Raw genomic sequence first — 25,977 nt, forward strand, 5'->3', positions numbered from 1 at the left:
GCTTCGCCGCCATGATCTGCTCCGTGACGAATCACGGAGCTCTATGAATCAGCGATCAAACCGATTGGGAATCCTGAATGTCGATCGGTTCTAGATCAATCGAGAGATTGTTCGCAGTCCGGAAAATATAGGCCTGCACGTTGTCGATTGGCGCGACCGGCGTCGCGGTGAGGAGCCTCAGGAAAGTCTCCTGAGTGAGATCGGCGGCGGTATCGGCAGTCGCACCCCGTCGCCGCAGGAAGCGCCTTAGCTCCTCATTATGCCGCCGAAACAGATCTTGAATATCAAAGGCCACGGGTCAGCCCCTCGGCCGCAAGGATGCGCGGGGGCGCCTTCCTGCTTGCAACCGCTGCGCCATTCTCTATGAGGGCGAAAATTCCCCCGCAATCTCATATATTTTGGATTACTTCTAATATTATGGAATAAGCAGTCGAATTCAGGACAAAAGGTCAGTGTCGTTGCATTTCTGCAACGGCAGCAAGACGAAGCAGCGATGTCAAACTTCCCGACTTTGTCGACTCGCTTTTTCCCTTAGCGGCGCACACCTCGATATATTTTTGATCCAGGAAGCCGACGGACTGTTCGCGATCAGCCCAAATGCAGCACGACTCTTGTCAGTTGATGGCGATGATAACATGCGCGGCATCGAAAAGGGCGAATGCGGGCTTGCCGGGAGAGAGGCGAAGCGATTTGGCACTTTGCGCAGTGACGCTAGCCGCAAGCGTCTTGCCTGCACCGATGTCGAGGACGATCTCGGCGCTCACGGTGGATGCCTCACATCGGCTGACGATCCCATTGATGCAATTGCGAGCGGAGGTCTTCGGCGCTGTTTTACCTGTAGCAATAGCAACGAATGGTGCCTTGATCAGCAGCGTCACCGGCCGGCCCGCGCATAGTCCCAACTCTTCCATGCTGGCGTGCGTGACAAGCGAATAGATCGTCGTTTGGGGCGAGACCGAAATTTCGACTTCGGCACTCAGCGTATCGGACACGATGTTGATGATGCTGCCGCGGATCGCGTTGCGTGCGCTGGTCTTCATAAGAAATCCCGAGACAAGATCCAATGGAGAAACGCCGGCCTCGGCGAGCTCAGGTTCGATCGTTCGCAAGACGCGGGCCATCTCCGCTTCCATTCTTCTGAACGCCTCGATGACAGAGTAGCCGGTCGCCGTCAGCGTCGCTCCGCCGCCGGCGCGACCGCCAGCGCGCCCGACGAGCAACGGCTTGCCAAAAAGGTTGGCCATCGCATCGAGGCCGTCCCATGCAGCTTTGTAGGTGATGCCGACCGCCCGTGCCCCAGCTGAAATGCTGCCCTCGCGCGCAACCGCCTCGAGTAACCTCAACCGCTCCCGCCCGACCGCTGGAACGTTCTCGCCCTTCAAGGTGACCAGCGCTTCAATCGCCATCACGCCCCGCCCCGCGTTATATATTCAGCATATATAACGGATATTTCGCCGGGAACGAAGCCGAATTTGCAAACACAAAACGGGCCGGAGCACTTGCTCCGACCCGTTTTTCCGATACCAGATCTATACGCTGGAACTGAGCTCAGGCTTGATGCGCGCCAGTATGAATGATCGTGCCAACGTGCTCGCCACGCAAAGCGGCGGTGAGTCGTCCCGGCACAAGGCCATTTACAACCTGCACGCGCTCGATATGACGCGCAGTCGCCATGACCTCGGCCAAAGCCGTATCGACCGGCAACGTGCCCTTGAACTTTGCAAGATCGGCGACGCTCATCTCGCGAAGCAATTTCGCCGTCTTTCCATCGGGGCCGTTGGGGTCCGCAGTAGACACCCCGTCTACATCCTCCACGATCGTGAGGCCGGCCGCGCCCAGCGCGTCGGCTAGCAGAAACGCGCCGGTATCCGCCCGGTGCTGCGGAATACGAGAGCCTGGAAACTCGTGATGGTGATACGGAGGAAAGGCGCTTCCGACAACGGCGCGGGCCGCGGTGAGGTGAATCGCCAACTGGCTCGCGATGGTCGGGTGCTCGATATAGGAGACGCCTTCCGGAGCAAGGAGCGAGGCGAGAATGTGGCCGTTCTGGCCGGCTTCGCTCGCGGCAAGCGGGGCCAGCGACCCGACCGGAAGGCCGAGATCGAGGCCAACGCCGTAGACATGGCGCGCGCGGATTCCGGCACCGGTCAGGATCAGTAGACGGTGTTCGGGCAAAAGTTTTCGGATCTCGTCCACGATCGGAAGGATCGCATCGCGGCCGCGATCCATGATGGAGCGGCCTCCGATCTTCACCACTTGCAGCCACGGCAGCAGCCGGATCGGCCGCTTGCCGGCGACGGGAGTGGTAAGTTCGCCGTCGAGCAGGGTCTGGCGCGCGAGCGGCGAGGCGACGTGCTTGATGGTGTCAGTTGTGTTGGCCATGACGTGTCTCTTTCAGCTCGCGGTGATGATGGTGCCGACGTGCTCGCCAGCAAGCGCGCGGGTCAGGTTGCCGGGGACAAGGCCATTCACAACCTGCACCTGACGAACGTGGCGTGCCGAGGCGAGCAGATCGAGCATGCGGAATTCGAGGATCGAGTCCTGCAGCCCCTTGGCCTTCATTTCGGCGACCGAGATTTTTGGAATCAAAGGGTCAGCGAGCGCTGCGTGAGCAGCTGCTCAAGTTCCGCAGTGGTGGCCATTGGGGCTTCCTTTCGTTTGCGACGACCATCTGATCGAAGCCGTCATTCGGGACGCAGGTCTGCCCTCAGCGATACCCCAAGGATGATCCGGCAGCCTCCGTCCGTCGAAAACAGTGGTATGTCGCGGAACAGATGTCAACCCGACTAAAGACGATAACATGTTTATTTTCAATGCGTTATGTATACGTAGGTGATAGCGGCACCACTTGAAATTCGAGCTCGGCAATCATGTCGGTGCGAGCGGACCTGCATGCCGATATCTCCGCCAAGAACACCAAGCTCAATAATGAGATGCGAGTGGCAGGATCGCCCACTCACCTTCTTCACAAAATGATCGTGAGTCTTTCCGGGATTTATCCCGGTACCCAGATCAGCGCGAGACGCTGTCCCTCGTGGATCTGCGCGGGCGCCTCGTCATATCCCTGTCGCGCACATATTCCATGAGTCAGCTGCTAACCAGAGAGAGGGCGCACGGATGTTCGCACATTCCCCCGATATGGTCGCAGATGCCTCGTGGCCAGTCGAAGCAACCCGCCGCATGAACCGAATGTATCGGAGGCAAAGGCACTTTTACGACTCAACGCGGCGATACTACCTTCTCGGACGTGACCAGCTAATCGCCGATCTACGGCCTGAGGCAGGCGCGGCCGTTCTGGAGATCGGATGCGGGACCGGCAGGAATCTAGTTTTAGCCGCAGGCATGTACCCTCAGGCAAGATTTTTCGGAATCGATGTTTCAACGGAGATGCTGACATCCGCAATCTCGAGTATTTCGCGACACGGTCTGGAAGATCGAATTCGAGTCGCGCACGGCGATGCTACCGCGTTAGAGCCGCATCCCTTGTTGGGTACCGAGCGGTTCGACCACGTGCTTATCTGCTACAGCCTGTCGATGATACCAAACTGGCGTCGAGTGCTTGAGAGAGCTGTGAGCCGCCTAAAGCCTGGCGGCCGGTTACACATTGTCGATTTCGGCAGCCAGGAACAGATGCCGACGCTAGCCCGCACGCTGCTACTGAGATGGCTTTCGCTGTTCGATGTGACGCCGCGCAACGAACTGCAGAAAATGCTCACTGCGATGGCGCAACATACCGGAGCCCATTTGCGCTTTGATCGCCTTTTCCGCGATTATACCCAGTACGCCGTACTGACGCTTCCCGAGGGATCAGCGAAGCGGTGAGGACATGGCTTACGCCTGCGGCTCAGCGCGCAGGCAAGGATCACCTGCCCTAACCTTTCGCATGAGGGGCTGACCGGCCTTTATCCGCGCCGATTCCACCACGTTGCCGCAGAACTCGAAGTCCTCTGGCGCCAGCACAATGATCGTTGATCCGTGCTCGAACCAGCCGAGCTCCTCGCCCTTTCGCACGCTTGCATCGCAGGAAAAACCCATCGGCCCTCTGGTTTGAGCGTTGAGGGTGGCATCGATGAAATGCAGCCGAATGCTCGCGACCAGAATCGCTGCCACCGGCACCAGGGTCAGCGCCTCCCCGGTTGTCAGCCGCATCTGAAGCACCGCCCGTTCATTCTTGCAGAACAGCCGCTCAACCCGTTTCAGTGCAATCGGGTTCACGTTCCATACGTCGCCATGAATGAAGCTCACGCGATCGATCCGGCAGTCATGCGGCGCATGAAAGCGATGATACATGCTTGACGTCAGCCGCAGGGTGATGAAGCGGCCATTTCGGTGCGCATCGACCTGTGCCGGATCGCCGAGCAGGTCCAGCAGCGAATACGGCGCGCCCTTGATCTGAAAAAGCTGCGTGTCGACGATATTTCCAAACGCCCCGATGATGGCATCGCACGGGCTGACCACAATCGCGGGGTCGGCATCCGGCGGGCGCAAGCCCGGACGCAACTCCCGCGTAAAACAATCATGCAGGCTCTTGAAGCTGGTTTTGCGCGCTTCGCTAAGGTCGAGGTCGGAAAACAGACGCCAGCAAGCCATCGAGATATCCCGGATCAGGGGCTGTTCGATCTTGCTAAACCATCCGATGAACCAGGTCAGGGTTGCCCGCGGAATCCGGTTGGTCAGCAGGAAATTCAAATCCTCCTGCTGGGCCAGGCCCGAGATCAGTTTTCTCATTGTCATGAACCTGTCAGAGGCGTTGGATAGCGCTGGCGGCATGGATTTGCCTCTTCCGATTCTGGCCTTGTCTGCCGCCGCGGTTGCCGGCGCAGCAGTTGCCTTTCCCAAACTGAACGCCCGGTTGGCGCTTTCGCGGGCCAAACACCGCTCGCTGACCGGTCATTCCAAGTTGTCCAAGACGGTTGCCCGGCTGCTGCCGTTCTACGAGTTCGATAACAATGACTTCTTCGGTTCCGACGGCGCGCCGCGCGAAGTCGTCAAACAAAGGCGGGAAGCCTTCTTTCGGCTCGCCCGCCTTTATGAAGAACGCTACGCCAAGGGTCGACAACTGACCGCAGAGGCGTCGAGCCGAATCTCCGACCTGCGATTCACCGAGACCTATCGGGTGCCCTTTCAGTACAGCCGGATGGTGCGGGAGCATCTTTCGACCAGCGCCTTCATGCAGTCCTCGTGCGGCGTCACTGTCACCGACGTCGATGGCAATGTCTTCTACGACCTTGCCGGCTCCTACGGCGTCAATATCTTCGGCAACGATTTCTACAAGGATTGCATCGCCGCTGCGGAACAACGCGCCCATGCGTTGGGGCCGGTGCTCGGCCCCTATCATCCCGTGATTACGGACAATGTGCGCCGCCTCTGCGAGATTTCCGGTCTTGACGAAGTCTCGTTTCACATGTCCGGCACCGAAGCCGTGATGCAGGCGGTGCGGCTCGCCCGCTATCATACGCGCCGATCGCATCTGGTTCGCTTCGCCGGAGCTTATCATGGGTGGTGGGGCGACGTTCAGCCTGGCGTGGGCAACCCAATTTCTCCGCACGAAACCTATACTCTTGCCGACATGTCGGAGCGGACGCTCGATGTCCTGAGGACGCGGCGCGATATCGCCTGCGTTCTCGTGAACCCCTTGCAGGCACTTCATCCCAACGGCAATGCACCGGCTGATTCCGCCCTGGTCGACAGCTCTCGCAAAAGCCAGTTCGACCGCGCCGCCTACGGAGATTGGCTGAAGCGGCTGCGCGAGGTCTGCACCGAGCGGAGCATCGTACTGATCTTCGACGAAATCTTCGTTGGCTTCCGTCTTGCCGCCGGGGGCGCGCAGGAATATTTCGGCGTCCGCGCCGACATGGTGACCTATGGCAAGAGCCTCGCCGGCGGTCTTCCCGTAGGTGCGGTCTGCGGTCGTAAGGATCTGATGCGACGCTTCCGCGACGATCGTCCCGCCGACGTCTGCTTCGCCCGCGGTACTTTCAATTCGCATCCCTACGTCATGACGGCGATGAACGAGTTCCTGAGTCGACTCGCCGATCCGAACTTCCTGTCGATTTATGACGGCCTTGATGAGACCTGGAACGGACGCGCCAAGCGGCTGAATGACCTGCTGAGCGCACGAGACCTTGCAGTGCGGGTTAGCAACCTGTCGTCGATCTGGACGGTGTACTATACCGAGCCGTCCCGCTACAACTGGATGTTTCAATATTATCTGCGGGCCGAAGGGCTCGCCTTGAGTTGGGTTGGTACCGGTCGTCTGATCTTCAGCCTGAATTACAACGACGCTGACTTTTCCGTAGTCGCCGATCGCTTCGTGACGGCGGCCGAAAACATGAAGCGGGATGGCTGGTGGTGGCACAGTCCTTCGCTCACCAACAAGAGCGTACGCCGGCAAATCCTGAGGGAGATGATCACGCGACGACGGCCGCGGTAAGCCAGCGACCGTCGTCGTGCGGATCATTTTCAGTTCGAGCGCGCTTTACGCACTTGTACTTGTCCAAGGCCTGGATCGATCAACTCGCCCTTCATCAAATACAGCGGTGCTTTGTAGTATAGTTTGAGATCGTTAAACGGGTCAGTCAGGATCTTGGTCATCCACACAAGACCGGTCTCGACATCGCGAATGAAGAACAAATGAACGGTTCGAAACAGCACGCCGCCAATTCCAATTGCGAGCCATATCTTGGCGACTTGCCGCATGAAATCAGCCGGCGAGGCCCATGGCGTAAAGACACCAAACAGTGTCGGATCGAAGAAGAGAACCAGCGGCGAAAGCGCCCAGATGGCCATCAGAACGATCTTCCGATTCAAATTATATCCGACCTTGATATCCTCCTTGTGGTCGTGAGTCGCCTGATTGACGTGGTCATAACCTTTCGGCTCGAAGAAGAAATGACCCGCCTGCCTCGTGGTCATAGAGAACAGCCAGCCGACCAATGCAGCGGCAACCGGATCGACGAATAGCAATGCATACGCAACGAGAAAGCTGAAGGCGCTGACAAAGTGCAGGCTCTGGTTGATGCGGCTGTGATGGTAAAAGCGATGGTCATCCCACCGTTGAATGCGCAGCTGATCTCGAAAGCTCATATTCATTCTCTGTCCAGAATACGGTTTATTCGGTTTACAAGGATTCGATGTACGCAAGATGACATTATGCAAATGTCACAAGACGCGTCGCGAGAATGCGCTCGCACGAACCTCTATCGTCTCAATCAGGCGGTGACTGTCGTCGTGTTTTTTCGAATACGGAGCAGCGAGAAGTGGCCGAGCGGCGGTATCGGCCGGTTTTCCACCAATTCCATTTCGGCTGCAACTGCCAACCATTGCGCATAGCGCGACCAGGTGAATTCGGCTGTCCGAAAGCCAAGCGGACGCACCACCGGTTGCAATCGACGCTCGATGAAGCGGCGCACCCCGGCATCGGCGCTGATCCGAGTCAGGATTATCAATTCGCCGCCCGGCCGTAGCACGCGAGCGAACTCATCAAGGGCTGCTTCCGGATTCGGTACCGCCGTCACAACATATTGCGCCATCACCACGTCGAATGAATTGTCCGGAAATTCGAGCTTCTCCGCATCCATGACCGCAAGTTCTTCGACGTTCTTCAGGCCGAGATCATTGACCCTGCGTTTCGCCTTTTGCAACATCGCTTCCGAAATGTCGGTACCGAAGATGCGCAGGTGGGATGCATATTGCGGCAGCGAGATTCCCGTGCCGACGCCAACCTCAAGCACGCGCCCGCCGACCCTGTTAGTTGCCTGAATAGCCGCCTTGCGACCCTTGCTGAACACGCCGCCAAACACGAAGTCGTAAACCGGAGCCCAACGATCGTAAGCCTGCTCAACCGTCGCACGGTCGAAGTCCAACTTCTCGACGTCATCCAGCTTAAAGATTTCTGCCATGATAATTTCGATTTCCTCTTTCTCGCCTGGTTAGCCCTGCGCAGCACTGGGCGCCATCAGGCGGCCGCGAGGTCGCAATGAACGGCTCGGCTGCAATGCACTAAGATTGCCGATGAACTGCCTTGCGCTATTTTCCCAGGAGCGTTGCAAGGCAAAATCCCTACAGGCCTCACGTGAAATCCTGAGTGCGCGGATGCAGGCACTTCTTAAGTTCATATCCAATGCACCAACCGGAAAATCGGCAATCACATCGAGCGGACCGGTAACCGGAAATGCAGCAACAGGCGTGCCACATGCCAGCGCCTCGAGTTGCGCAATGCCGAATGTGTCCGTCAGGCTTGGAAAAACAAAGACGTCAGCCGCGGCCAAGTGCGCGCTGAGTTCACGACCAGTCTTCTCGCCCAGGAACTTGACTTTCGGAAACCGGATTTCCAGCTCCGGCTTCTGTGGCCCGTCGCCGACCACCACCTTGGATCCCGGCAGGTTCAGCGAAAGAAACGCGTCAAGGTTCTTTTCGACCGCTACACGACCTACGCTCATAAAAATAGGTCTCGGCAAATCGAGCTCGGACGCACCATCGGGCGTGAATAGCTCGGTATCGACCCCTCGCGTCCAGGTTCCGAGCTTTTTGAAGCCTCTCGCGGTCAGTTGCTGCCTGAGCGAGGAAGTGGCAACCATCGTCATGGCCGCAGCCGCATGAAAATGCCGGAGTACCGCATAGCTCATCGACAACGGGATGATCGAGCGTGCGGCGATGTATTCCGGGAAGCGCGTTGTATATGAGGTTGTGAAGGCCAGCTTCCGACGACAACAATAATCTCGCACCATCCAACCGACCGGTCCCTCGGTCGCGATGTGAATGGCATCCGGTGACGCCGCTTCTATCCTACGGGCAATTTCGCCGCGGCTTGGTAAGGCTACTCTCAACCCCGGATAGGTTGGAAGAGGCACTGACGGAAAGCCTTCCGGGGTCAAAAATTTGATGTCAGCTCCAAGCGCCGACGCGCTGCGGGCCAGCGACGTTAATGTGCGGACTACGCCGTTAACCTGCGGATGCCAGGCATCGGTCGCCACCAGAATTCGCATCGAGGTCTCGAGTTTTGTGATTCTCAATTCCACGACGTTCGCCCAACGATGTTTCAAGCGTATGACGCATCGACAACGGACGGTCCATCTTCCAATGCGACATTCTATCGAACATCACGGCCATTAGCTTTGCGGAGCTTTCGCTAATGGTCTGCAACTTAGACGAGCCTGCGACCTTGACCGGTCATCCAAGGCCGCAGAGACGGTTCCGAGATAAGCAAAGATCTATGCCTGCATGAAATCTGGCTGTCACGAATCATCAGTAGATCACTTCTTGGACGCTAGGTCCTCCGACCCCTTTGGGCCAGCCGCTCCCGACTTGCCCGGTGCAGCGGTTGCGCCGGGCCTTTTCTTTTGAGGCGAAACCGTGAGGCGATGGGTGACGAACGCTTCGTCTCCATTGAAGGCTTCCAAAACCTCACCACAGACCGGGCATCGGAATTCGCCGCCTTGATTGGGCAACGACACCAGCTCTAGTCGCCGGAACCCGGCTCCGCACTTCGTGCAAGCGACATCGGTTTGTCTCATGGCGCCCCTGTGTTTTATGATCGTCACAATCGCTGTCACTTTTGATGATACGCTATCGCCCTTCATAAGGTGAAAGAAAAAGCATGACGCGCGGAGACGATACGTGGTGAGCACACCAGCGGATTTCTCTGCGGAAATGGGTACGCGGGTCACCGCGCATGCCCTGTATATTGGAGACCGGATCAACACGGTGGGGTTCGAAGGCGAAGTGCTTTCGGCTCTTCCCCTGGCGATCCGGATTGGTGAGGCTCGTGTCGCTGCTTTGTTTCGCTACGGCGTCGCGGTGCTGATCGGCCTTTCACCCGAAGAAGAAGTCAACTTTTTGGAAGCGTTGAAGCCCCGGATCGGTGGCCAGCTCGCGCGTTTTGAGGAAGAAGCAGCGATTGTCACGATCACTAGTGAAACCGAGGATCAGGTTCAGGCGGGAGGTCCGCTTCAGTTGCGGGACATGTCGCCCGACAGGCTTTTAGTCGTTGCCGATGCCCTTGCGAAGAGCGTTGTGCTTGCCCATGACGAACGCGAAGTGGCAAAAGTGTTCGAGATCATCGAGCCTTTTGCAAAAGAGTTGGCAGATCGCGGACGTACTCGGCGTAACCGAAAAGGGATGCTGAAACTGCTCGGAAATGCTCTGCTGGTACAGCACCGTGTATCAGGCCGCGTTGCGGTAGCGGAAAAGCCGGATGTTTTGTGGGACCGTCCAGATCTGGAGCGGCTTTATGCACGGCTCGAAGACGAATACGAACTAAAAGAGCGCGTTGATGCGCTCAATCGGAAGCTCGCCGTAGTGGCCGAAACAGCCAACACTCTCGCTGACATCATCGATACGCGCCGATCGCTGCACCTTGAACTTATTATCGTCGTGTTGATTGCGGTCGAGATTATCGTCACCTTTTATCAAATTTATGCTGCTGGAGGCCATTGATCTGCTGTTAACTCCGCTTCCCGAGGCCGCACCATCCCGATCGGTTCGGAAGCTCGCCAGCAAAGGAGCCGCGAACAGTGCAGCCGGCCTTTTGGAGACCTCAGTAAGCCAGGCGAGGTCGTTCGCCAGATCGTCGATTCGACGGCACTAGCAGCTTTGTGGGGCACGTCCGAATGTCTCACAATGTCAGCCCGTTTTTTCCTCGCTCATCCGATCGGCTCCATGGCTTGCCGCGCGAGCGCTTGCTTCACCCCCTCGTCCGCTTCCATATGCGCGCGGTACGCTTTCAGCGCCGGATAGTTGCCGATTGACAGCGGCGTCTTCTCTATCCAGCGCGTCAGCACATAGAGGAAGGTGTCGGCGAAGGAACGCTGGCCGAGATACCATTCGCCGCCATTCTCGCTCAGAATGCCATTTAACCGCCCGTATTGATCGGCGAGTTTCTCATAGGTCTTGCGCTTAACCTCATCCTGCGCCGCCGCGCTCTCCGCAAACTTTGGAGTGTTGAAATGGCCTCCATAAGTCGCATGGACTTCCGAACTCATGTAGGCCAGCGCTTCGGCTTCCTTGCGGCCGAGCCGGCTACTGGGCGCATAGCCCTCCTTACCATAGGTGGCGCCGAGCCAGGCGAGAATCGCCGTCACCTCGGTCAGCACGTCCCCGTCTTCGAAGCGTAGCGCCGGCACCTGCCCCCGAGGATTGATAGCGAGATAATATTCCTTTTTCTGGTCGCCATAGGGAATGTTGTGGATTGCGACCGGGGCATCGAGCCACGCGACGGCGATGTTCGGCGAAAGCGAACAAGTGCCAGGCATCGTGTAGAGGGTCGGCATCTGATATTCTCCTTCTGTGCTTGGGTTCTGGCTGCGCGGGCCACGCCCGTCGATCGTATGCCAGAGTTCAATAATCCAGACGAAACCGTTGCTGCGCCGTTACCCTATCTCTCTTCGTAAGGAAATGGCTCATTTGGTCAGTGTCGAGGGCCTGAAAAGCGGACAGATCTACCGACCGACGGAGACAGCCACCCCACATAACTAGCATTAAAACGCCTCGCCATCAGAACGTTGAGTTTGGATTTGTCAGAGGATAAACAACCCGTGGGCACGGAGATCGAACTCAAGCTCGCCACGTCGAAAAACGGTCTGCACCGGGCAATGATGCTGCCTTGGCTAAAAAAGCAGGCCAGTGAAAGCGGCCGCAAGCAAGCACTCACATCGGTCTATTTCGACACCGACGATTTCATTTTGCGCGAACACGGCGTCAGCTTGCGGGTACGCAAGGTTGACGGACATCGACTTCAAACCATCAAAGCCAATTCCAGTGCGCTTATAACGCGCGACGAGTGGGAAACAGCGATTGACCGCGATCAGCCAAATCTGGAGTTCGCTCGCGGCACTGCACTCGCGCCCCTACTGACTGCCGAGCTTACAGAGCGGCTGAGTCCCGTCTTCGAGACGCAGGTGGAGCGCGTGGTCATTCCCTTGCATTTTGGCAACAGCGATATTGAACTTGCCTTCGATCAAGGTCGCGTGGCCACCATGGATGCGAAGCTCGACCTGGCGGAAATCGAGATCGAATTGAAATATGGTGATCGGCGTGACGCGGCACGACTTGCAGAAAAGCTAGCGCGCAGCGTTCCCATCACGCTGTCCGTGGGTTCCAAGGCAGAGCGAGGCTATGCGTTGCTTGAGGGCACGCTGGATGCCCCTGTCTTTTCCGAGCCTGTCGTGATTGGGAAAAAGGCCACGGTCACCGAAGCTTTTGTCGCGGTGAGCTTCGCCTGTCTGCGCCAGATCGCGGGGAACTACGGCGCTGTGCGGCACGGCGATCCCGAAGGCATTCACCAAATGCGGGTCGGCTTGAGACGGCTGCGCGCGTCGCTATCGCTGTTCAAGAAGATATTGCACGATGGCAAGGTCACCAAACTAAAACGAGAGATGAAATGGCTCACTGGGCAGCTCGGTCAGGCGCGCGACTATGATGTTTTCGTCAGGAAAGCCCTGGTTTCGTATCGCGCTGAGCAAAGGGATCGGCGCGAGCTCGAAATACTGCAGAATGAGCTCGAAAGAACCCGCAACGCTGGTTTCGTAACCGCGAGAGCGGCCGTTGACAGCGAACGTTTCCGTCGCCTTTTGCTGGACGTCGCGTTAAGGCTGCTCGATAGCGGGTATCACAACGATAGTGATGCTCTAGCGCGGGCTTTAGGTGGATGCCCGGCGCGGACGTTCGCGCAGAACGAGCTGGCGCGCCGTATCCGCAAGATCAACAAGCGGTTACGCAAGTTTAAGCAGCTCGATGGGCGTAGACGTCACAAACTGCGGATTGCAGCGAAGAAGGTACGGTATGGTCGCGAATTCTTTAAAGCTTTCCGTATCGGTGGCCGAAAATCCGGACGTAAGCTCGATCGCGCCCTGAAAAAGCTACTGAGTGGGCTCGGCGAGCTTAACGACATGCGGATGCATCAGCAGCAAGCACACGACTTCGCGCGATCCAGCCCCGCGGCTCAAAAGGCTTTCGCGATTGGCTGCCTCATCGGCCACGAGGAGGTTACTGCAAACGACGTACTTGCGGAGGTGATTGCGGCGGGGAAGCGCTTGCGGAAGACGGCATGACTTCTCTGCAGCGAACGAACCGGTCGCTTGGCTAAATCCAGAAGCCGCCGGTCTGTCATACTCCGGTCCGGTGGCTTCGTTGTAAATCGGCCACCTCTCGTTCAGGCGTAGTGGGCGCATCGCTGCCCTCCGACAGTAACCCTGCCTTCGAATCGGTTGATCGAAAACATGGCTGGTCGAGCTATGATTTCACATGAACTGTAAAGCGTGCTTGCAAGACAGGACCTTTATCATCACGAACCTCAACCGCTAAAAGGCCGCCCTGACCGTCGATACGGCGGCTACGGATGGCATCCTTTGCAAGGTCAGCTAACGACAGCGCGGCTTCTTCCTGTGCAGAATGGGACGAAGCGAGCTCAAGCCCTTCATCATCCGGCATAAGGTCATCTCCATCGCGCACATCGAAATAGTAACGAGTCATCGGCAAGTCCCTGATCAATCGGATACAACCCTTAAGCGCCAGATTTGTTCGGCCGCGCGTGCGTCTGCGGGTGATAAGGTTCGCCAGGTTGGTAAACCTCGAAGACAACCGCGTCATGACGCCGTCTAGAGCCGCGGTGCTGACTACTTGGCCATCCCCGAAGCTGGTGCTCTGGCCGACGAAAGCGAGCCTATGCTTCGCTGATTACAAGGCCGCGAGCGGATTTCCCGACGATGCAGAAACGTCATCTCCTTGACTTGGCTGGTTACTACGATCGCTATCGATGCCGCGGGAAGCTCCCATGCAAAAGAAATTATGCCACGAGCGGATTGCAAAAGCGCTCGTTGAGAATGCGATCAACGATGGCTTTCTAATTTCGGTCACGGGGACGCAAAGGGTTGTCGACCGATCACGGAACTTCGCCGAAATCACCAAGGCGATGTTCAGCACCGATATGGACACGCTCACACTGAATGTCGAAAAACGGCGTGTCGGTATCATCACTCTGGCTTACGGCAACGGCGATAACGGCTTGGGTGTGATCAGCGATCACACTGACGTCCCGCACATTAACCGTTTAGTTGAGCAAACTCTGAAGGAACTGGAACCGAACTCCATGCCAAATCTGCAGAGGCCGGATTAACCTCTATCGATAATCCAGTGTGGAAAAGGCGTCCTCGTGATGGATCTTCCCCATCTCGTCATCATTCGGGCATCGCCACGCAGTGGTATGAGCAGACCGATCAAGCTCAGACGATACCACCATCCTCGCGGGTAATCACAAGCGTCGCAGACCGCGGCACCGCTGAACCGCCGGCTGGCCAGTGGCTACCAAGACGTCCTTGCGCAAACTCATCGGCGCTCGTATGGGCACCTGGATGCTGAACGTTGACGAACATGGTGCGGCCGTCCGGCGTCGTCGTCACGCCAGTGATCTCCTGCCCCAGCGGTCCTGTCAGAAATCGACGAATCTCTCCTGTCATTGGATCTGCGCATAGCATTGCGTTGTTTCCGAACGGCTCATAGCGGCCCTTGTTCAGTGCGCAGTCGCCGATGTCGGTCTGGATCCACAATCGGCCGTTGGCGTCGAACCACAGCCCATCAGGACAAGCGAACAGGTTGTTATCGTCCAGCGGACGCCCGGTCAGGTCGCGGCCAGAGGCCTGGTCGCCACCGATGACAAACAGATCCCAACGGAAGCTTGTCGCTGCGTGGTCAGCGCCTTCTTCGGTCCAACGCACGATATGCCCGAAATAATTCTCAGCGCGTGGATTTGCCTTGTCGACCTCATCCGGCTTGCGCTTAACATTGCTCGTGAGACTGAAGTAGACCGCGCCGGTCGTTGGTTCAATCGCACCCGATTCCGGCCGGTCCATACGGGTGGCGCCGACATGTTTCGCCGCGGCACGGGTGTTGACCAGCACCTCGGCCTGACTGCAGAATCCGTTTTCAGACGTCAGGCCGTTCTGACCAGCCGCAAGCGCCAGCCAGTCGCCGCTCCCGTCATCATTGAACCGCGCGACATATAGCGTTCCGTCATCGAGCAGATGGCCACCCGCGCTGGCGTTGTCATAGGGCTGCGCGCTGACGAATTTGTAAATGAACTGGAACATGGCATCGTCGCCAGAATAGCAGACCAGCGGCTTGCCTTCGGTCGCCGGCGCGAAGACAACACCCTCATGTGCGAAGCGCCCCAGCGCGGTGCGCTTGACCGGTACCGCACCGGGTCGCGACGGATCGATCTCCACCATCCAGCCGAAGGCGTTTGGCTCGTTGCGATAGTCCTCGGCCGGACTTTGCGTTTTACGCGAGGCATCGAAGCGAACGAAAGCATCGTCGCCGTTGTCGGCCAGTTCCCAATGATAGCGCGTCTTGCCGCGCGGCACCCGATACTGGCTGTGCTCCCGCGGCTGATCCGGCTTGCCTTCCTTGCTGTCGTCGTTGCGAAAATACAGCGCCCAGTTCTCCTCTGCGGCAAGATAGGTGTTCCATGGTGTCGCGCTCGACGCACAATTGCCCAGCGTACCGCGTACGCAGGTGCCGTCTGGGCTGTATTTCGTTTTGACGAAGTCGCTCCCGCGCACGGGTCCAGCCAGCTCCATCTGCGTCAGCGCGGTGACTCGCCGATTGCGAGGGTCGGCGACGGCCACCCATCGGCCACCGGCCTCGCGGCGGATTCGAACGACACTGACGCCATGCGCATTCATTTCCTTGAGCACGTCGTCAGCCGGTCGGCCGCCATCGATGAGATAAGCATCTTCGGCGCAGAGCTTGAGACCGGAGGCGGAGATGTGCATTAACCGCGGTTCGACGTATTCGTGGTTGATAACAAGCAGCCCGTCATCGGTATGGCCATCGATTGCGAAGAAGTGCATCCCGTCATGGTGACTACCGACCTGCATCGCCTGATCCTCGCCGCTGTTGTCGATCGTGAAGGCTGGCATGCGGCCCAGGATTGGCTCGCCCCATGGCAGGATGAACTGCACGCGGTATCCTTCGGGAACGGCCACCCTATCGGCACGGCTGACCGGGACTGCTTTGAAATCGAGGCGGTCCTTGGCGGCTCGTCCATCACCAGGGCGAACGAACAACGCGGCGACCGCTGTAGCCAGCGCGCCAGCGAGCACGTCCCGGCGCTTCAAACGCCGCGCGACAAGATCGCCAAAACGCGGGTTTCCGGTCTCAAGGCATGGCGGCTCATCACCGCCGTCGCCGCGAATAATCTCGATGGTCTGGCTCATCTCGGACCCCCAATAGAAGAGTTCGAAATTACCGCCGCTGTATGACAGTTAGTTCACGCCATCGATGGCAGGCGAAGATGGTTCAGGTCCATGGTTCGATAGGGACGATCTGAAAGATCAGCTTGGCCATTTGATTTGTCCCTTTTATTGTTCCAACTCCAAGGACGAACTGCTCACGACAATTCTGACAACGCTTCTGGAATTTCTGAGCACACCGGCCACGATGCCCCGACTGAAAGTCGGGCCTGCGTGCCATCGCAAACATCAACAGGAGAATTACAAATGTCCGAAGTTCGTCCGCCAGTCCCGCCGTTCACGCACGAAACCGCGGTCCTCAAGGTGCGAGGAGCCGAGGACGGCTGGAATTCCCGCAATCCAGAAAAGGTCAGCCTCGCATATACTTCGGACAGCCGCTGGCGGAACCGGAATGAGATTTTCTCCGGCCGCGACGCGATCGTCGAGTTCCTGACCCGCAAATGGGAGAAGGAACGAGAATATCGCCTCATCAAGGAATTGTGGGCATTCAGCGATTCACGCATCGCCGTGCGCTTTGCGTACGAATGGCAAGACGCGGGCGGCAATTGGTTTCGCTCTTATGGTAACGAAAACTGGCAGTTCAACGAAGCTGGCCTCATGGCTGTTCGCCATGCCAGCATCAACGACCTCTCGATCACAGAGAACGCACGCCTCTTCCATTGGACTATCGGCGCCCGCCGCCCGGATGATCATCCGAGCCTGAGTGATCTCAATCTTTGAGTCTCCTGGATCTCCTGCCTCCTCGGCCACGCACCGTGTTCTTCACGGTCGCCGATCGCGGTGAAGCGGGTTAGCCCGCTTACCGTAACTAGAGGCTGATTTTGGTTTGCCAAACGAGCATTAACGACGCCTGACGATCTCCGGCCCAAGCGGAATCGCTTCAAAGTTTATTATAATTTGCTGAGATACTTCTTCCGAGAAAATGGATCTGGGAAGAAATATGGGTAAGCGGGCCAAACGTGGAAAGACAGAGTCGATAACACTTCCGGTCGCAGGAAGAGTTGCAGTCGGCGTCGTGGCCGCTGCCGCATTGGGGTACAGTTTGCTGTCTCGCCCTGCGGGGGTCGAACCAGTACGGAGGCCATCCGCGCGCTTAGTCCAGGTACCGTCGCCCCCAGCTCACGTATCAACTTCAATTCGTGTAGCGTCAACTCAAGCTGCAATCCCTGCCCCCGCGCCTCGGGTCGAAACACCAAAAGCCGCTGACGCTCCCGGTAGACTTGTTCGGCAGGTGGTTGACTACGTCAGCCACCAGACGCCAGGCACAGTCATCATCGATACAGGAAACACATTTCTTTATCTCGTTTTGAACGACGGGCAAGCGATGCGCTACGGTATCGGTGTTGGCCGCAAAGGTTTTACATGGTCCGGCGAGCAAGCTGTGGCCCGCAAAACAGAATGGCCGGATTGGCGTCCACCTGCAGAGATGCTGTCTCGCCAGCCTTATCTGCCGCGATTTATGGCAGGCGGTCCCGGCAATCCACTCGGCGCTCGGGCGATGTATCTAGGCGAGACCGAATATAGGATTCACGGCACCAACAAGCCCGATACGATTGGGAAGCGGGTTTCGTCCGGCTGTATCCGGCTGACCAATGAGGACGTCATGGACCTTTATGAGCGGGTGAAGGTCGGAGCGAAAGTGATCGTGCTTCCGGTAACCGCTGCTCAACGACCATCGCAGGGAAACCCGGCCGACGCCGCCTTCCGATCGCCGGACCCGGCATTGCCATCGAACCGGCTCCCGGCAACCGACGCGCAGGGGCCGTCATCTCGACCGAAGATGGCCAAGGCTCAGTAACTTACGTGTAGCCCATGTTCCTATCCGAGAGCCGAATGGGTGATGCGGAAACTAAAATAGTCGTCGACAGACCTGGAGCGCCTTCAGGACCTACTGGCGAGATCGCCATGACAAGGATCATGGCCTCGACCAGTTTGCTTCTCAGCAAAGTGGTCGCATCCCATTTGGTCGCAGCGGGCGTGGATGGCGACGTAAGAGGCGAAGACAACGCCAGCGGTCAGGCGCCAGCGTGGATCCGCTACAATTCTGAAGGATCATCCGGCCTTAGATAAGGGCCATAGAGCACGTCCTGCCGCCACTCATAGAGCTTCACAACAACAGCACCCATCGCAACTACAACAAAAAATAGGGCTACCTCGAACATCGTCGATCTCCAATCGTGCGACACACTTCGATCGACGCGATGGATTGGTCAACGACATCTAGGGGGTAGTGTTAATATGCACCGCGGACGAGCATCGAGCCGTCGCGTTCAGTTCCAGATTTAACCCGAGGCCGCAACATCAAGCTTAATGCGCGAGTTTCATTGCGCGGAGACTGAAAGCCACAGCGCCGATATGTCCCGCAGTTCGCGCCATCTGCGACGGGTGATGACTCTCCCCAGCAAGAAAAAGAGCCAGCCTTGTCAGCCCCAGACCAGACTCAAGTCAAAGCTCGACGCGTATTACGTGCCTGGGGTTAAGCGGTGAAGGCCTGATTTGCCACAGACACTTCTTCGGGAGACAGACCTGCCCTTAATCCAGTAAAAAGTTGCGATTGTTACCGGCACAGCGAGCGCCAACCACGAGATCGCATCCGAAAGACCATTGCCAAAAAGAGCAAACGTCAGCCCTGCTGTGGTGACAGCGGCTATAAGGACAGGCACACGGAAGACTTTCCAAACCGTTCTGTGGACGACTTTTTGCCGGGGAATGTGGATTTGAGCCATTCAATACTCACGCTTCGGATCAACCATCCGAGGTATGCTGCGAGAGGCGCGATCGATCCCAAAGGATCGCTTTTTAATTGCCCATAAGTAAAGGCCGCTCAACAGGATGATGATCGTAATAATATCGAAAAGCGCCCAGATGATTTTTAGAGGCAACTCCCCATAGTCTCCAAAATGAAGCGGACGTGAAACCTGCAATACCTTGAGATACCAAGGAACCTGCGGCGCAATCATGTTTGACGCGTCGTTTGCATCGACCAGAATGGGTTCACGCATCCGAGCCGTGAATGGCGTGCTGCCCTTGGTCCCCACGATGAGGTGTTGCGGGCTTCCGAAACGGCCAGAGGTCGGCATGATGATCTGCGTGATGATCCGGTCCGGGAATTTCTCTTGCACGTTGTCAACGACTGCTTGAATGGACGGAATTCGCGCAACCGGCTTTCCTACATAGGAAGCAAGCAGGGTTGGCAAGTACTGAGCACGCCAGAGGTCGGACAACGGACTCGCAAGTGTGTTGATTGTGCCCGTCAGCCCCACAACCAGTGCCCAGGTTACGGTCACGATACCCAGAAGATTGTGCCCATCCAGCCACTTCACACGAGACGATGTGTAGCGAATCGAGCCGAAATCCAGCCGCCTCATGAACGGCCAGTAAACGACAATGCCCGACACGATAGAGACCACGAAAACAAGACCTATCACGCCGAGAAAAAGCTCGCCGGGCAGACCGACGAACATATCTCTGTGAATCCGCAATGTGATGTTCATGACGTCCAGATGCGGCACCTCATCTCCCAGTACTTCAACGGTCCGCGCATCGAACGTCGTGCGACGGAACATGCCCGGGAGTGGAACTGCAGTGGGCGATGTCGCAACGCTCACTACCGGTTCAGTCTGACTTGGCTGCATGAAAAGGATGAATTGGCCGGGGTATAGTTTTTGGGCAGCCTCAACTACACGATCCAACGATGCCCGAGGGGTATTCGCTGCCATCGGGGGCGCGGATATTTCCTCTTCGAATAGCTCATCAATCTCATGATGAAAGATCAGCGGCAACCCGGTCAGGCATAGCATCAGCAAAAACAACATGCTGACGAGCGATGTCCACGTATGGATGCGAGACCATATTTTGATCGTCATTTGTGCATCAGAAGTTGGATGTGGCCGACAGTAAGTTAAGCCCAAGGAGTTGCAAGCGCGATAGCCCCGCTATGCGCTGACGTCCAGTAAGCCTGGTTTCCGACATTCTACCATCCCCCGGACAATAATCGGTTTTCCGTTCCAAGGCGAGGCAAAGGTGTATCGCGATCTCGTCTGCTATTGGAAGCTCTACAAATGTAGGCGCAAAAAACTGAGGCTTCGTCATGTTCCAGTGAGCGACATCTGTCGCTCCTATCGCGCGAGCCTCTCCTGGAGATCGGTATCTGAAAACCGTGGTTGATCAGGCGGACGGCGGATACACAATGATGCTGGCGCGAGCGTGCTCAGACAAAGACCCATCTACTCAGTCAAGGTACGGATATGCGTACTGCCCATCGCCTTCCCTTTGACCCTAAATATTACGTGACGAACGGTGATGAAGGGCCTGCCAAAGCCTGAGGGACCGACGGCACGGTTCCAACCCTTAGGGTTACGCCAGCGCAGAGTGGAAGCCGGTTTTGGACAAGATCATACTCGATCAAAGACCAGGTTAGAGGTGCAGCGCGATTGAATCAAACATCCACCAATACGAGGAGATTGCCCGTGCTCACGCCGGTTAAGGATGATCTCTCCGTCCAGCAGGATTCGTCGCCGCGTCAGCGAGATTACAACCGGCGCCGTTTCCTCGCATTGCTACGCGACGAGGTCGCGATCCTGCGCACACTCGGCATGGATCATCGGCGCATCGCCGTGCAGCTCGATATCGAAGAGCACGACGTGCGAGCGTTTTGCCCGAAGCCACGCGAGAAAGACCCGCGCCGCAACCTGCCGCGTCGTGCCGTGGAAGCGCTGCTTCATGGCCGTCACGCCTCGATCGGCGGCAGGACCGTCGCCAAGCGCAGCCGCCATCTCGCCGTGATTGCCGCCGCCTACACCTGGGACGAGTTGTTGTCCGAACCGGGCGTCGGATCCGTCACCGCAAACCAGATCCGCCTCTGGCTCGAAGAGCGTGGCGGGATGTTGCGTTACGGGACAGCAGACCCTCAGTCGAACAATACCGACTGATCGCTATTGTTGCGTGATGCATCAGCTTCAGCATTCACGGCCGTTTCAGCAATCTTTGTCTCGCCGCGCTCGAGCCATGCACGTTGGATTCAGGTCTGCGCCCATTGTCGCAGCAGGTTGTGATAAAGTGAGGTCAACGACACCACGGTCGGATGCTCGGGGTGGTCAGCGTTGAGACGAATGATCGACATATCCAGATCGAACATCATGGCGCGTCGCGACGCCTCGCTGATCATGCTTTCGGTCCAGAAGAACGACGCGACACGTGAGCCCCGGGTCACCTTGGTGACATGGTGGACGCTGGTGCCAGGATACACGATCATGTCGCCGGCCGGCAGCTTCACGGAATGGGTACCGTAGGTGTCCTCGATGACCAACTCGCCTCCGTCGTATTCCTCCGGAGACGAAAGAAACAGCGTCGACGAGACGTCAGTCCGAACACGCATTCCTGTGCCGGGAACCATACGGATGGCGTTGTCGACGTGCGAGCCGAAATTCATCTCGCCGTCGGCATCGTAGCGGTTGAACAGCGGCGGAAAGATCGTCTTCGGTAGCACCGCCGACACAAACAGCGGATTGCGGTTGAGGGCCGCCAGCACAATGTCACCGAGCTCGCGGGCTTCCGGCGTTCCCTCCGGCAATTGCAGATTGCGCTTGACCTGCGCCGATTGATGCCCGGCCGTAATCCGTCCGTCCACCCATTCGGCACGCGCCATCACCTCTCGGCAATGTTGCACCTGCTCCGGCGTCAGGACATTCGGAACTCGCACTAGCACCGGGGCGCTCCTTGAGATAAAGAGCCGGCGCCTTACGACGCCGGCTCCGATATCGTTATCCTCGACCTACCGTAAAAGTTATTTGCTCACGTAACGCTCGGCCTTCACCGGAAAATCCGGTGCGACCGGCGGCGGCGGCACGAAGCTATAGCGGTAAGTCAACATCGCGGTCCGCCCGGCGGCCGGAACGGCGTGACCCTGGTAATACTGGGCGTAGTACAGCTCATCCGTCAGGTTGTAGATGTTGAGCTGCAGCATCGAGTCCTTCGTGAGCTTATAGCTCGTCATCAGATCGAGCTTCCAGTAGTTGGGCACGTAGTTTGTGTTCTGGACATTGGCGAAGGTTTGCGCCGCATAAACGGCACCGCCACCGACAGTCCACAGTGGCGTCAGTTCGTAAGTGGTCCACAGCGTAAAGTTATGCGGTGGCGTCTGGGGAAGCTGGTTGCCCAACTGCGCAAGATCGGTCGTATTGAGGATCTTGGAGTCGAGATAGCTGTAGCCCGCGAACACGCCCCACTTATCGGTGAGCTTGCCCGCGGCGCCCACTTCCACACCATCCACGCGCGCCACACCGCCGAGCACCAGCGCCGCATTCGTGGCCGGATCGATCGGAATGCGCATGTTGGTTTTCTCGATGCGGAACACCGCACCGCTCAACGTCAACTTGCCGTGTAGAAGATCGACCTTGGTGCCGACTTCCATCGTCGTGTTGCGCTCGGGAGCTAGCCTGGAGTTCGCCGCGTTGTTGCCGGCGTCGCTCAGCACGTCGAACTCCGCCGCCGGATTATTCGACACGCCATAGGCGGCGTAGACCATTGCATTATGGGTATGATGAAAGACACCGCCGACGCGCCAGGCGACCATCTGGTCGGCCCGACTGAGCTGCTGGCTCGCGGGCGGTACCGCCGCGAGATTGGTATAGGTCGTTCGGAAATCGTCGTAGCGGATCGATCCGAGCAATTCGAAGTACTCGTTGATCTTAACCTGATCGAAGCCATAAACCGCGTAGTCCGTCGAGATAGTGTAGTTCGGCAAGAGGAAACCGTTGTTCGGTCCACCATAGGTCGTATCGACCGGAGCAAAGGCGCTGGTCCGGCACGCCGGATCGGTTGGCAAGCAGTAATTGGCACGTATCTGAGCGCGGGTTTGCTGCGAGGCTAAAGCACCCAGCGTGAAGGTATGCTCCAAGCTGCCGGTGTGAAACTTGCCGGTCAGATCGGTCTGATTGATGAACAGCGTGTTATCGGTCAACGTCTCGAAGTGTTGACGCCCGATCGTCATCAGTTCGACCGGATAGCCCGGCGGCGGCGGCGCTATCGCAGGCCCAGCTGCTGGCTGAGGTACCACGAAAGTGCTATTCGCATCACCAAGGCTACGCGGTGGGGTCGGCCGCGCCATGCGGTCGACACTGACGTATCGGGTCGAGTTCGAAATCTTCAAGCCGTCGTCGAAATCATGTTCGAACCGGGCTGTCGCGATGTGGGTATTAGTGACCTGACGGTCGGCCAGAGGGCCACCAGCCACGCCGTAAAAATTTTGGCGGGGAACCGGTATCGGCGGTGTCGCCGTGCCATTGCCGAAATAGCCGGGGTTGGTCCTCGCGCCGGTCACCGAACTGTAAACCGGCGGCGGCAGATATGGATGACCGTAATCCGGCACGCCATCCTCGCCTTGATAAACATAGCTGAAGATTGCGCGGGTATCCGGCGTAAACTCCGCTTTGAGCGACGGCGCGACACCCCAGCGCCTTGCGAAAATGTGATTTCGGTCTTGGACAGGAATGTCCTGATACATCGCAGCAATGCGGCCGGACAAATTCCCCTGTGTCCCATTGGCATCGACATCGGCGCGATAACCGCCGCTGCTGACGCCGCTGACGGTGCTATTCACGAAGGTGGTCGCTTGCGGCACCTTTGAGACGGTGTTGATCGCGGCGCCGGTCGAACCACGACCGAAGGCAAATCCCGACGGCCCTTTGTAAACTTCGACGCGATCACTGCTGAACATGTCGCGCGTGTACCAGCCCGGATCGAGAAGGCCGTCGCGGTACATGTCGCCGCGTGCCGCGAAGCCGCGCACAATCGGCGTATCCCCCTGATTGCCGCCTTCGCCGGCGCCGAAGGTGATGCCCGGCACCGTTCGCAGCGCATCTTCCATGGTGAGAACCCGCTGCTCCTGGATCACCTGCTGCGTCACCACGTTGACGGTTTGCGGCGTATTGGAGAGCGGCACCGGAAGACGGGCCATTCCTGCCTGCGCAGGCGCCTGATAGCCAGTGACGCCATGCGCGTCGCCGAGCATGGGATTGACCTGAACGTTGCTCGGCGTGGCAGCGGCAACTGGCGCTGGGGCAACGTGTGCAGGCGCGTGATGTGTGGTTCTTTTCTTGGCTTGCCGCTTTGGCGCCGTGACACGAACCTGCGGAAGATCTTCTCCGCTGGGCGCTGGCTGAGCATCGGCGAAATCGGGGATCAACATGACCGCGGCAACGCCGATCATTGCTCTCCCCCATCCAACTACCGACGTATCCTCTGTTTGTCTGTCAACACTGCTTGTACCACCCGTATGATCTGCCGATGAAATAACCATTGCCCCCAATTCCTCGATTGCCGACCCCTACGGAAACAGAAACAGTATCCGCGACGGCGGCCCGTCATTAGCTTTAGACATTGTCGTTGAGCAATATATCTGAGGCACAATTTGAAGCCTTTTATAGAAGTTCTAACGCCGTCCATCTGCGTATCCCAAACGAAATCAACCCGCGCGAGTAAACAGCGTCTCCTCGCTGCGTCTCTTAAAGAGATTCTAAAAATGTTTGCCGGTTTGCCTGTTTGATTTGGAAAGCCCAGACGCTAGACCACTCGCCAGATGCCTGCGCACTCGTTCTCGGCTCGCTCGGATGGCCCAGACCGGTGCATGATTGTAGAGTTTTTCACCATGAAGCTGTCTCTGAATGTCTCACGTACAATGGTGGGAAACGACCGAATGCGGATCGCAAAGGCTTCAGCGATCGGGCTTGCATGCCTCTTGATGTTGGTGATGTTGGCGGTTGGACCGCACCCCGCTTACGCTCAGTCATTATCGCGGCCCGGCTCTCACGACGCCGTTTCTTCTGGCCAAAATCCTTCGCTAGGCGTGCAATCAACGCCTGCGGCACCGCAGACGACACAACTTAATTCCCAGCAACCCACGTCGCAGGCCGTACCTGACGCAAAAACGTCTCCCGCCGAGCAATCGGCCGCGCCGGCGACGCCGTCAGTCGAACATCAAACGCCGCCAGCGACCGAACTAGTCGAAGTCTCCGAGTCGATCCTGCCGCATGAACTGACGCCTATAGGCATGTTCATGGCGGCCGACTCCATCGTGAAAGCGGTGATGATCGGTCTGGCGCTCGCTTCTGTCGTGACCTGGTCGGTTTGGCTTGCCAAGACAATTGAGTTGCTCAGCGCGCGAAGCAGACTTGTGCGCGACCTTCATAGGGTGGAAGACGTTCGCTCACTCGATGAGGCGAGCAAGATATTGCAGCAGTCCGGCAGTGATATAGCCATCCTTACCAAGGCCGCGCGCGCTGAAATTCATCGTTCGCAGGACGCCATGAACCATGACGGCGTCAAGGAACGAGTCGCTTCGCTGTTCAGCCGCATTGAGGCGGCCGCGTCACGGCGCATGACCCGCGGGACCAGCATTCTGGCCACTATCGGATCGACCGCGCCGTTTGTCGGGCTTTTCGGCACCGTCTGGGGCATCATGAATGCCTTCATCGGCATTTCGAAGACGCAAACCACCAACCTCGCCGTCGTCGCGCCTGGCATCGCCGAGGCTTTGCTGGCGACAGCCATGGGGCTTGTCGCGGCGATTCCGGCGGTGATGATCTACAACATGTTTTCGCGCTCCATCACCGGCTATCGCGGCTTACTCGGAGACGGCTCGGCGGAGCTGATGCGCATGGTGAGCAGAGATCTCAATCGTGCGGAGATGATACCTCATCGGATAGCTGCGGAGTAAGGAGTAACACCCGTG

At 57.8% G+C, this 25,977-nt stretch carries 23 protein-coding genes and 1 pseudogene; 9 read left to right on the forward strand and 15 right to left on the reverse strand.

Annotated elements, in window-relative coordinates; genetic code table 11:
* Positions 1 to 55 precede the first annotated feature (55 nt).
* From GGQ85_RS15890 to GGQ85_RS15905, 4 genes and pseudogenes are all read right to left on the reverse strand, one after another.
* Complete coding sequence (locus tag GGQ85_RS15890; protein WP_309775332.1) at positions 56 to 295, reverse strand: RNA polymerase sigma factor; 240 nt, start codon at positions 293 to 295, stop codon at positions 56 to 58.
* 319 nt (positions 296 to 614) lie between these two features.
* The gene (locus tag GGQ85_RS15895; RefSeq protein ID WP_309775333.1) at positions 615 to 1,406 is read right to left on the reverse strand and encodes a TOBE domain-containing protein; all 792 of its coding nucleotides are present in this window, start codon (positions 1,404 to 1,406) and stop codon (positions 615 to 617) included.
* Positions 1,407 to 1,548: 142 nt separating this feature from the next.
* Positions 1,549 to 2,382, reverse strand: a complete 834-nt coding sequence (locus GGQ85_RS15900) for an amino acid kinase family protein (protein WP_309775334.1) — start codon at positions 2,380 to 2,382, stop codon at positions 1,549 to 1,551.
* Positions 2,383 to 2,394: 12 nt separating this feature from the next.
* Positions 2,395 to 2,586, reverse strand: a pseudogene (locus GGQ85_RS15905) (amino acid kinase family protein); the annotation flags it as partial.
* A 603-nt stretch (positions 2,587 to 3,189) separates the two neighbouring features.
* Here GGQ85_RS15905 and GGQ85_RS15910 point away from each other — a divergent pair.
* A complete protein-coding gene (locus GGQ85_RS15910; protein ID WP_309775363.1) occupies positions 3,190 to 3,822 on the forward strand; it encodes a class I SAM-dependent methyltransferase in 633 nt (210 codons plus the stop codon).
* 9 nt (positions 3,823 to 3,831) lie between these two features.
* Here the strand turns inward: GGQ85_RS15910 and asd are convergent, their stop codons facing one another.
* Positions 3,832 to 4,734, reverse strand: a complete 903-nt coding sequence (asd, locus tag GGQ85_RS15915; protein ID WP_309775335.1) for an archaetidylserine decarboxylase — start codon at positions 4,732 to 4,734, stop codon at positions 3,832 to 3,834.
* A gap of 34 nt (positions 4,735 to 4,768) precedes the next feature.
* Between asd and GGQ85_RS15920 the strand changes: the two genes are divergently transcribed.
* Positions 4,769 to 6,433, forward strand: a complete 1,665-nt coding sequence (locus tag GGQ85_RS15920; protein ID WP_309775336.1) for an aminotransferase class III-fold pyridoxal phosphate-dependent enzyme — start codon at positions 4,769 to 4,771, stop codon at positions 6,431 to 6,433.
* Between the two features lie 29 nt (positions 6,434 to 6,462).
* Here GGQ85_RS15920 and GGQ85_RS15925 read toward each other — a convergent pair whose 3' ends face one another.
* From GGQ85_RS15925 to GGQ85_RS15935, 3 genes are all read right to left on the reverse strand, one after another.
* A complete protein-coding gene (locus GGQ85_RS15925; protein WP_374708908.1) occupies positions 6,463 to 7,086 on the reverse strand; it encodes a hypothetical protein in 624 nt (207 codons plus the stop codon).
* A 125-nt stretch (positions 7,087 to 7,211) separates the two neighbouring features.
* Positions 7,212 to 7,901: a class I SAM-dependent methyltransferase gene (locus GGQ85_RS15930; protein ID WP_309775337.1), complete on the reverse strand. Its 690-nt coding sequence runs from the start codon at positions 7,899 to 7,901 to the stop codon at positions 7,212 to 7,214.
* A 30-nt stretch (positions 7,902 to 7,931) separates the two neighbouring features.
* On the reverse strand, positions 7,932 to 8,987 hold the full coding sequence (locus GGQ85_RS15935) for a glycosyltransferase family 4 protein (protein WP_309775366.1): 1,056 nt from the start codon (positions 8,985 to 8,987) through the stop codon (positions 7,932 to 7,934).
* A gap of 664 nt (positions 8,988 to 9,651) precedes the next feature.
* On the opposite strand from GGQ85_RS15935, the gene GGQ85_RS15940 reads away from it, so the two are divergent.
* Entirely contained in the window at positions 9,652 to 10,437 is a 786-nt protein-coding gene (locus tag GGQ85_RS15940) for an RMD1 family protein (RefSeq protein ID WP_309775367.1), read from the forward strand.
* A gap of 206 nt (positions 10,438 to 10,643) precedes the next feature.
* Here the strand turns inward: GGQ85_RS15940 and GGQ85_RS15945 are convergent, their stop codons facing one another.
* A complete protein-coding gene (locus tag GGQ85_RS15945) occupies positions 10,644 to 11,270 on the reverse strand; it encodes a glutathione S-transferase family protein (protein ID WP_079447330.1) in 627 nt (208 codons plus the stop codon).
* Positions 11,271 to 11,534: 264 nt separating this feature from the next.
* On the opposite strand from GGQ85_RS15945, the gene GGQ85_RS15950 reads away from it, so the two are divergent.
* A complete protein-coding gene (locus GGQ85_RS15950; RefSeq protein ID WP_309775339.1) occupies positions 11,535 to 13,049 on the forward strand; it encodes a CYTH and CHAD domain-containing protein in 1,515 nt (504 codons plus the stop codon).
* Positions 13,050 to 13,230: 181 nt separating this feature from the next.
* Here the strand turns inward: GGQ85_RS15950 and GGQ85_RS15955 are convergent, their stop codons facing one another.
* On the reverse strand, positions 13,231 to 13,470 hold the full coding sequence (locus tag GGQ85_RS15955; protein WP_079447332.1) for a DUF6894 family protein: 240 nt from the start codon (positions 13,468 to 13,470) through the stop codon (positions 13,231 to 13,233).
* 301 nt (positions 13,471 to 13,771) lie between these two features.
* Here GGQ85_RS15955 and GGQ85_RS15960 point away from each other — a divergent pair, with 301 nt between their 5' ends.
* Complete coding sequence (locus GGQ85_RS15960) at positions 13,772 to 14,113, forward strand: hypothetical protein (protein WP_201789022.1); 342 nt, start codon at positions 13,772 to 13,774, stop codon at positions 14,111 to 14,113.
* Between the two features lie 106 nt (positions 14,114 to 14,219).
* Here GGQ85_RS15960 and GGQ85_RS15965 read toward each other — a convergent pair whose 3' ends face one another.
* Positions 14,220 to 16,211 (reverse strand): PhoX family protein, encoded by a 1,992-nt coding sequence (locus GGQ85_RS15965; RefSeq protein ID WP_309775340.1) that lies wholly within the window; start codon positions 16,209 to 16,211, stop codon positions 14,220 to 14,222.
* Between the two features lie 282 nt (positions 16,212 to 16,493).
* Between GGQ85_RS15965 and GGQ85_RS15970 the strand changes: the two genes are divergently transcribed.
* Complete coding sequence (locus GGQ85_RS15970; RefSeq protein WP_079448145.1) at positions 16,494 to 16,967, forward strand: nuclear transport factor 2 family protein; 474 nt, start codon at positions 16,494 to 16,496, stop codon at positions 16,965 to 16,967.
* Between the two features lie 220 nt (positions 16,968 to 17,187).
* Positions 17,188 to 18,045, forward strand: a complete 858-nt coding sequence (locus GGQ85_RS15975; RefSeq protein ID WP_309775341.1) for a L,D-transpeptidase — start codon at positions 17,188 to 17,190, stop codon at positions 18,043 to 18,045.
* A 238-nt stretch (positions 18,046 to 18,283) separates the two neighbouring features.
* On the opposite strand, the gene GGQ85_RS15980 is transcribed toward GGQ85_RS15975, so the two are convergent.
* Positions 18,284 to 18,409 (reverse strand): hypothetical protein, encoded by a 126-nt coding sequence (locus GGQ85_RS15980; protein WP_274533977.1) that lies wholly within the window; start codon positions 18,407 to 18,409, stop codon positions 18,284 to 18,286.
* Between the two features lie 564 nt (positions 18,410 to 18,973).
* Positions 18,974 to 20,113: a PepSY-associated TM helix domain-containing protein gene (locus tag GGQ85_RS15985; RefSeq protein WP_309775342.1), complete on the reverse strand. Its 1,140-nt coding sequence runs from the start codon at positions 20,111 to 20,113 to the stop codon at positions 18,974 to 18,976.
* Between the two features lie 603 nt (positions 20,114 to 20,716).
* Between GGQ85_RS15985 and GGQ85_RS15990 the strand changes: the two genes are divergently transcribed.
* The gene (locus tag GGQ85_RS15990; RefSeq protein WP_079448148.1) at positions 20,717 to 21,178 is read left to right on the forward strand and encodes a hypothetical protein; all 462 of its coding nucleotides are present in this window, start codon (positions 20,717 to 20,719) and stop codon (positions 21,176 to 21,178) included.
* An 89-nt stretch (positions 21,179 to 21,267) separates the two neighbouring features.
* On the opposite strand, the gene GGQ85_RS15995 is transcribed toward GGQ85_RS15990, so the two are convergent.
* The gene (locus GGQ85_RS15995) at positions 21,268 to 21,954 is read right to left on the reverse strand and encodes a Fe2+-dependent dioxygenase (protein WP_309775343.1); all 687 of its coding nucleotides are present in this window, start codon (positions 21,952 to 21,954) and stop codon (positions 21,268 to 21,270) included.
* Between the two features lie 78 nt (positions 21,955 to 22,032).
* A complete protein-coding gene (locus tag GGQ85_RS16000) occupies positions 22,033 to 24,456 on the reverse strand; it encodes a TonB-dependent receptor (RefSeq protein WP_309775344.1) in 2,424 nt (807 codons plus the stop codon).
* A 486-nt stretch (positions 24,457 to 24,942) separates the two neighbouring features.
* Between GGQ85_RS16000 and exbB the strand changes: the two genes are divergently transcribed.
* A complete protein-coding gene (gene exbB, locus GGQ85_RS16005; protein WP_309775345.1) occupies positions 24,943 to 25,962 on the forward strand; it encodes a tonB-system energizer ExbB in 1,020 nt (339 codons plus the stop codon).
* The last annotated feature ends 15 nt before the right edge of the window (positions 25,963 to 25,977 follow it).

Origin of the sequence: Nitrobacter vulgaris (assembly GCF_031453995.1) — a bacterium.
GTDB classification, from domain to species: Bacteria; Pseudomonadota; Alphaproteobacteria; order Rhizobiales; family Xanthobacteraceae; genus Nitrobacter; species Nitrobacter vulgaris.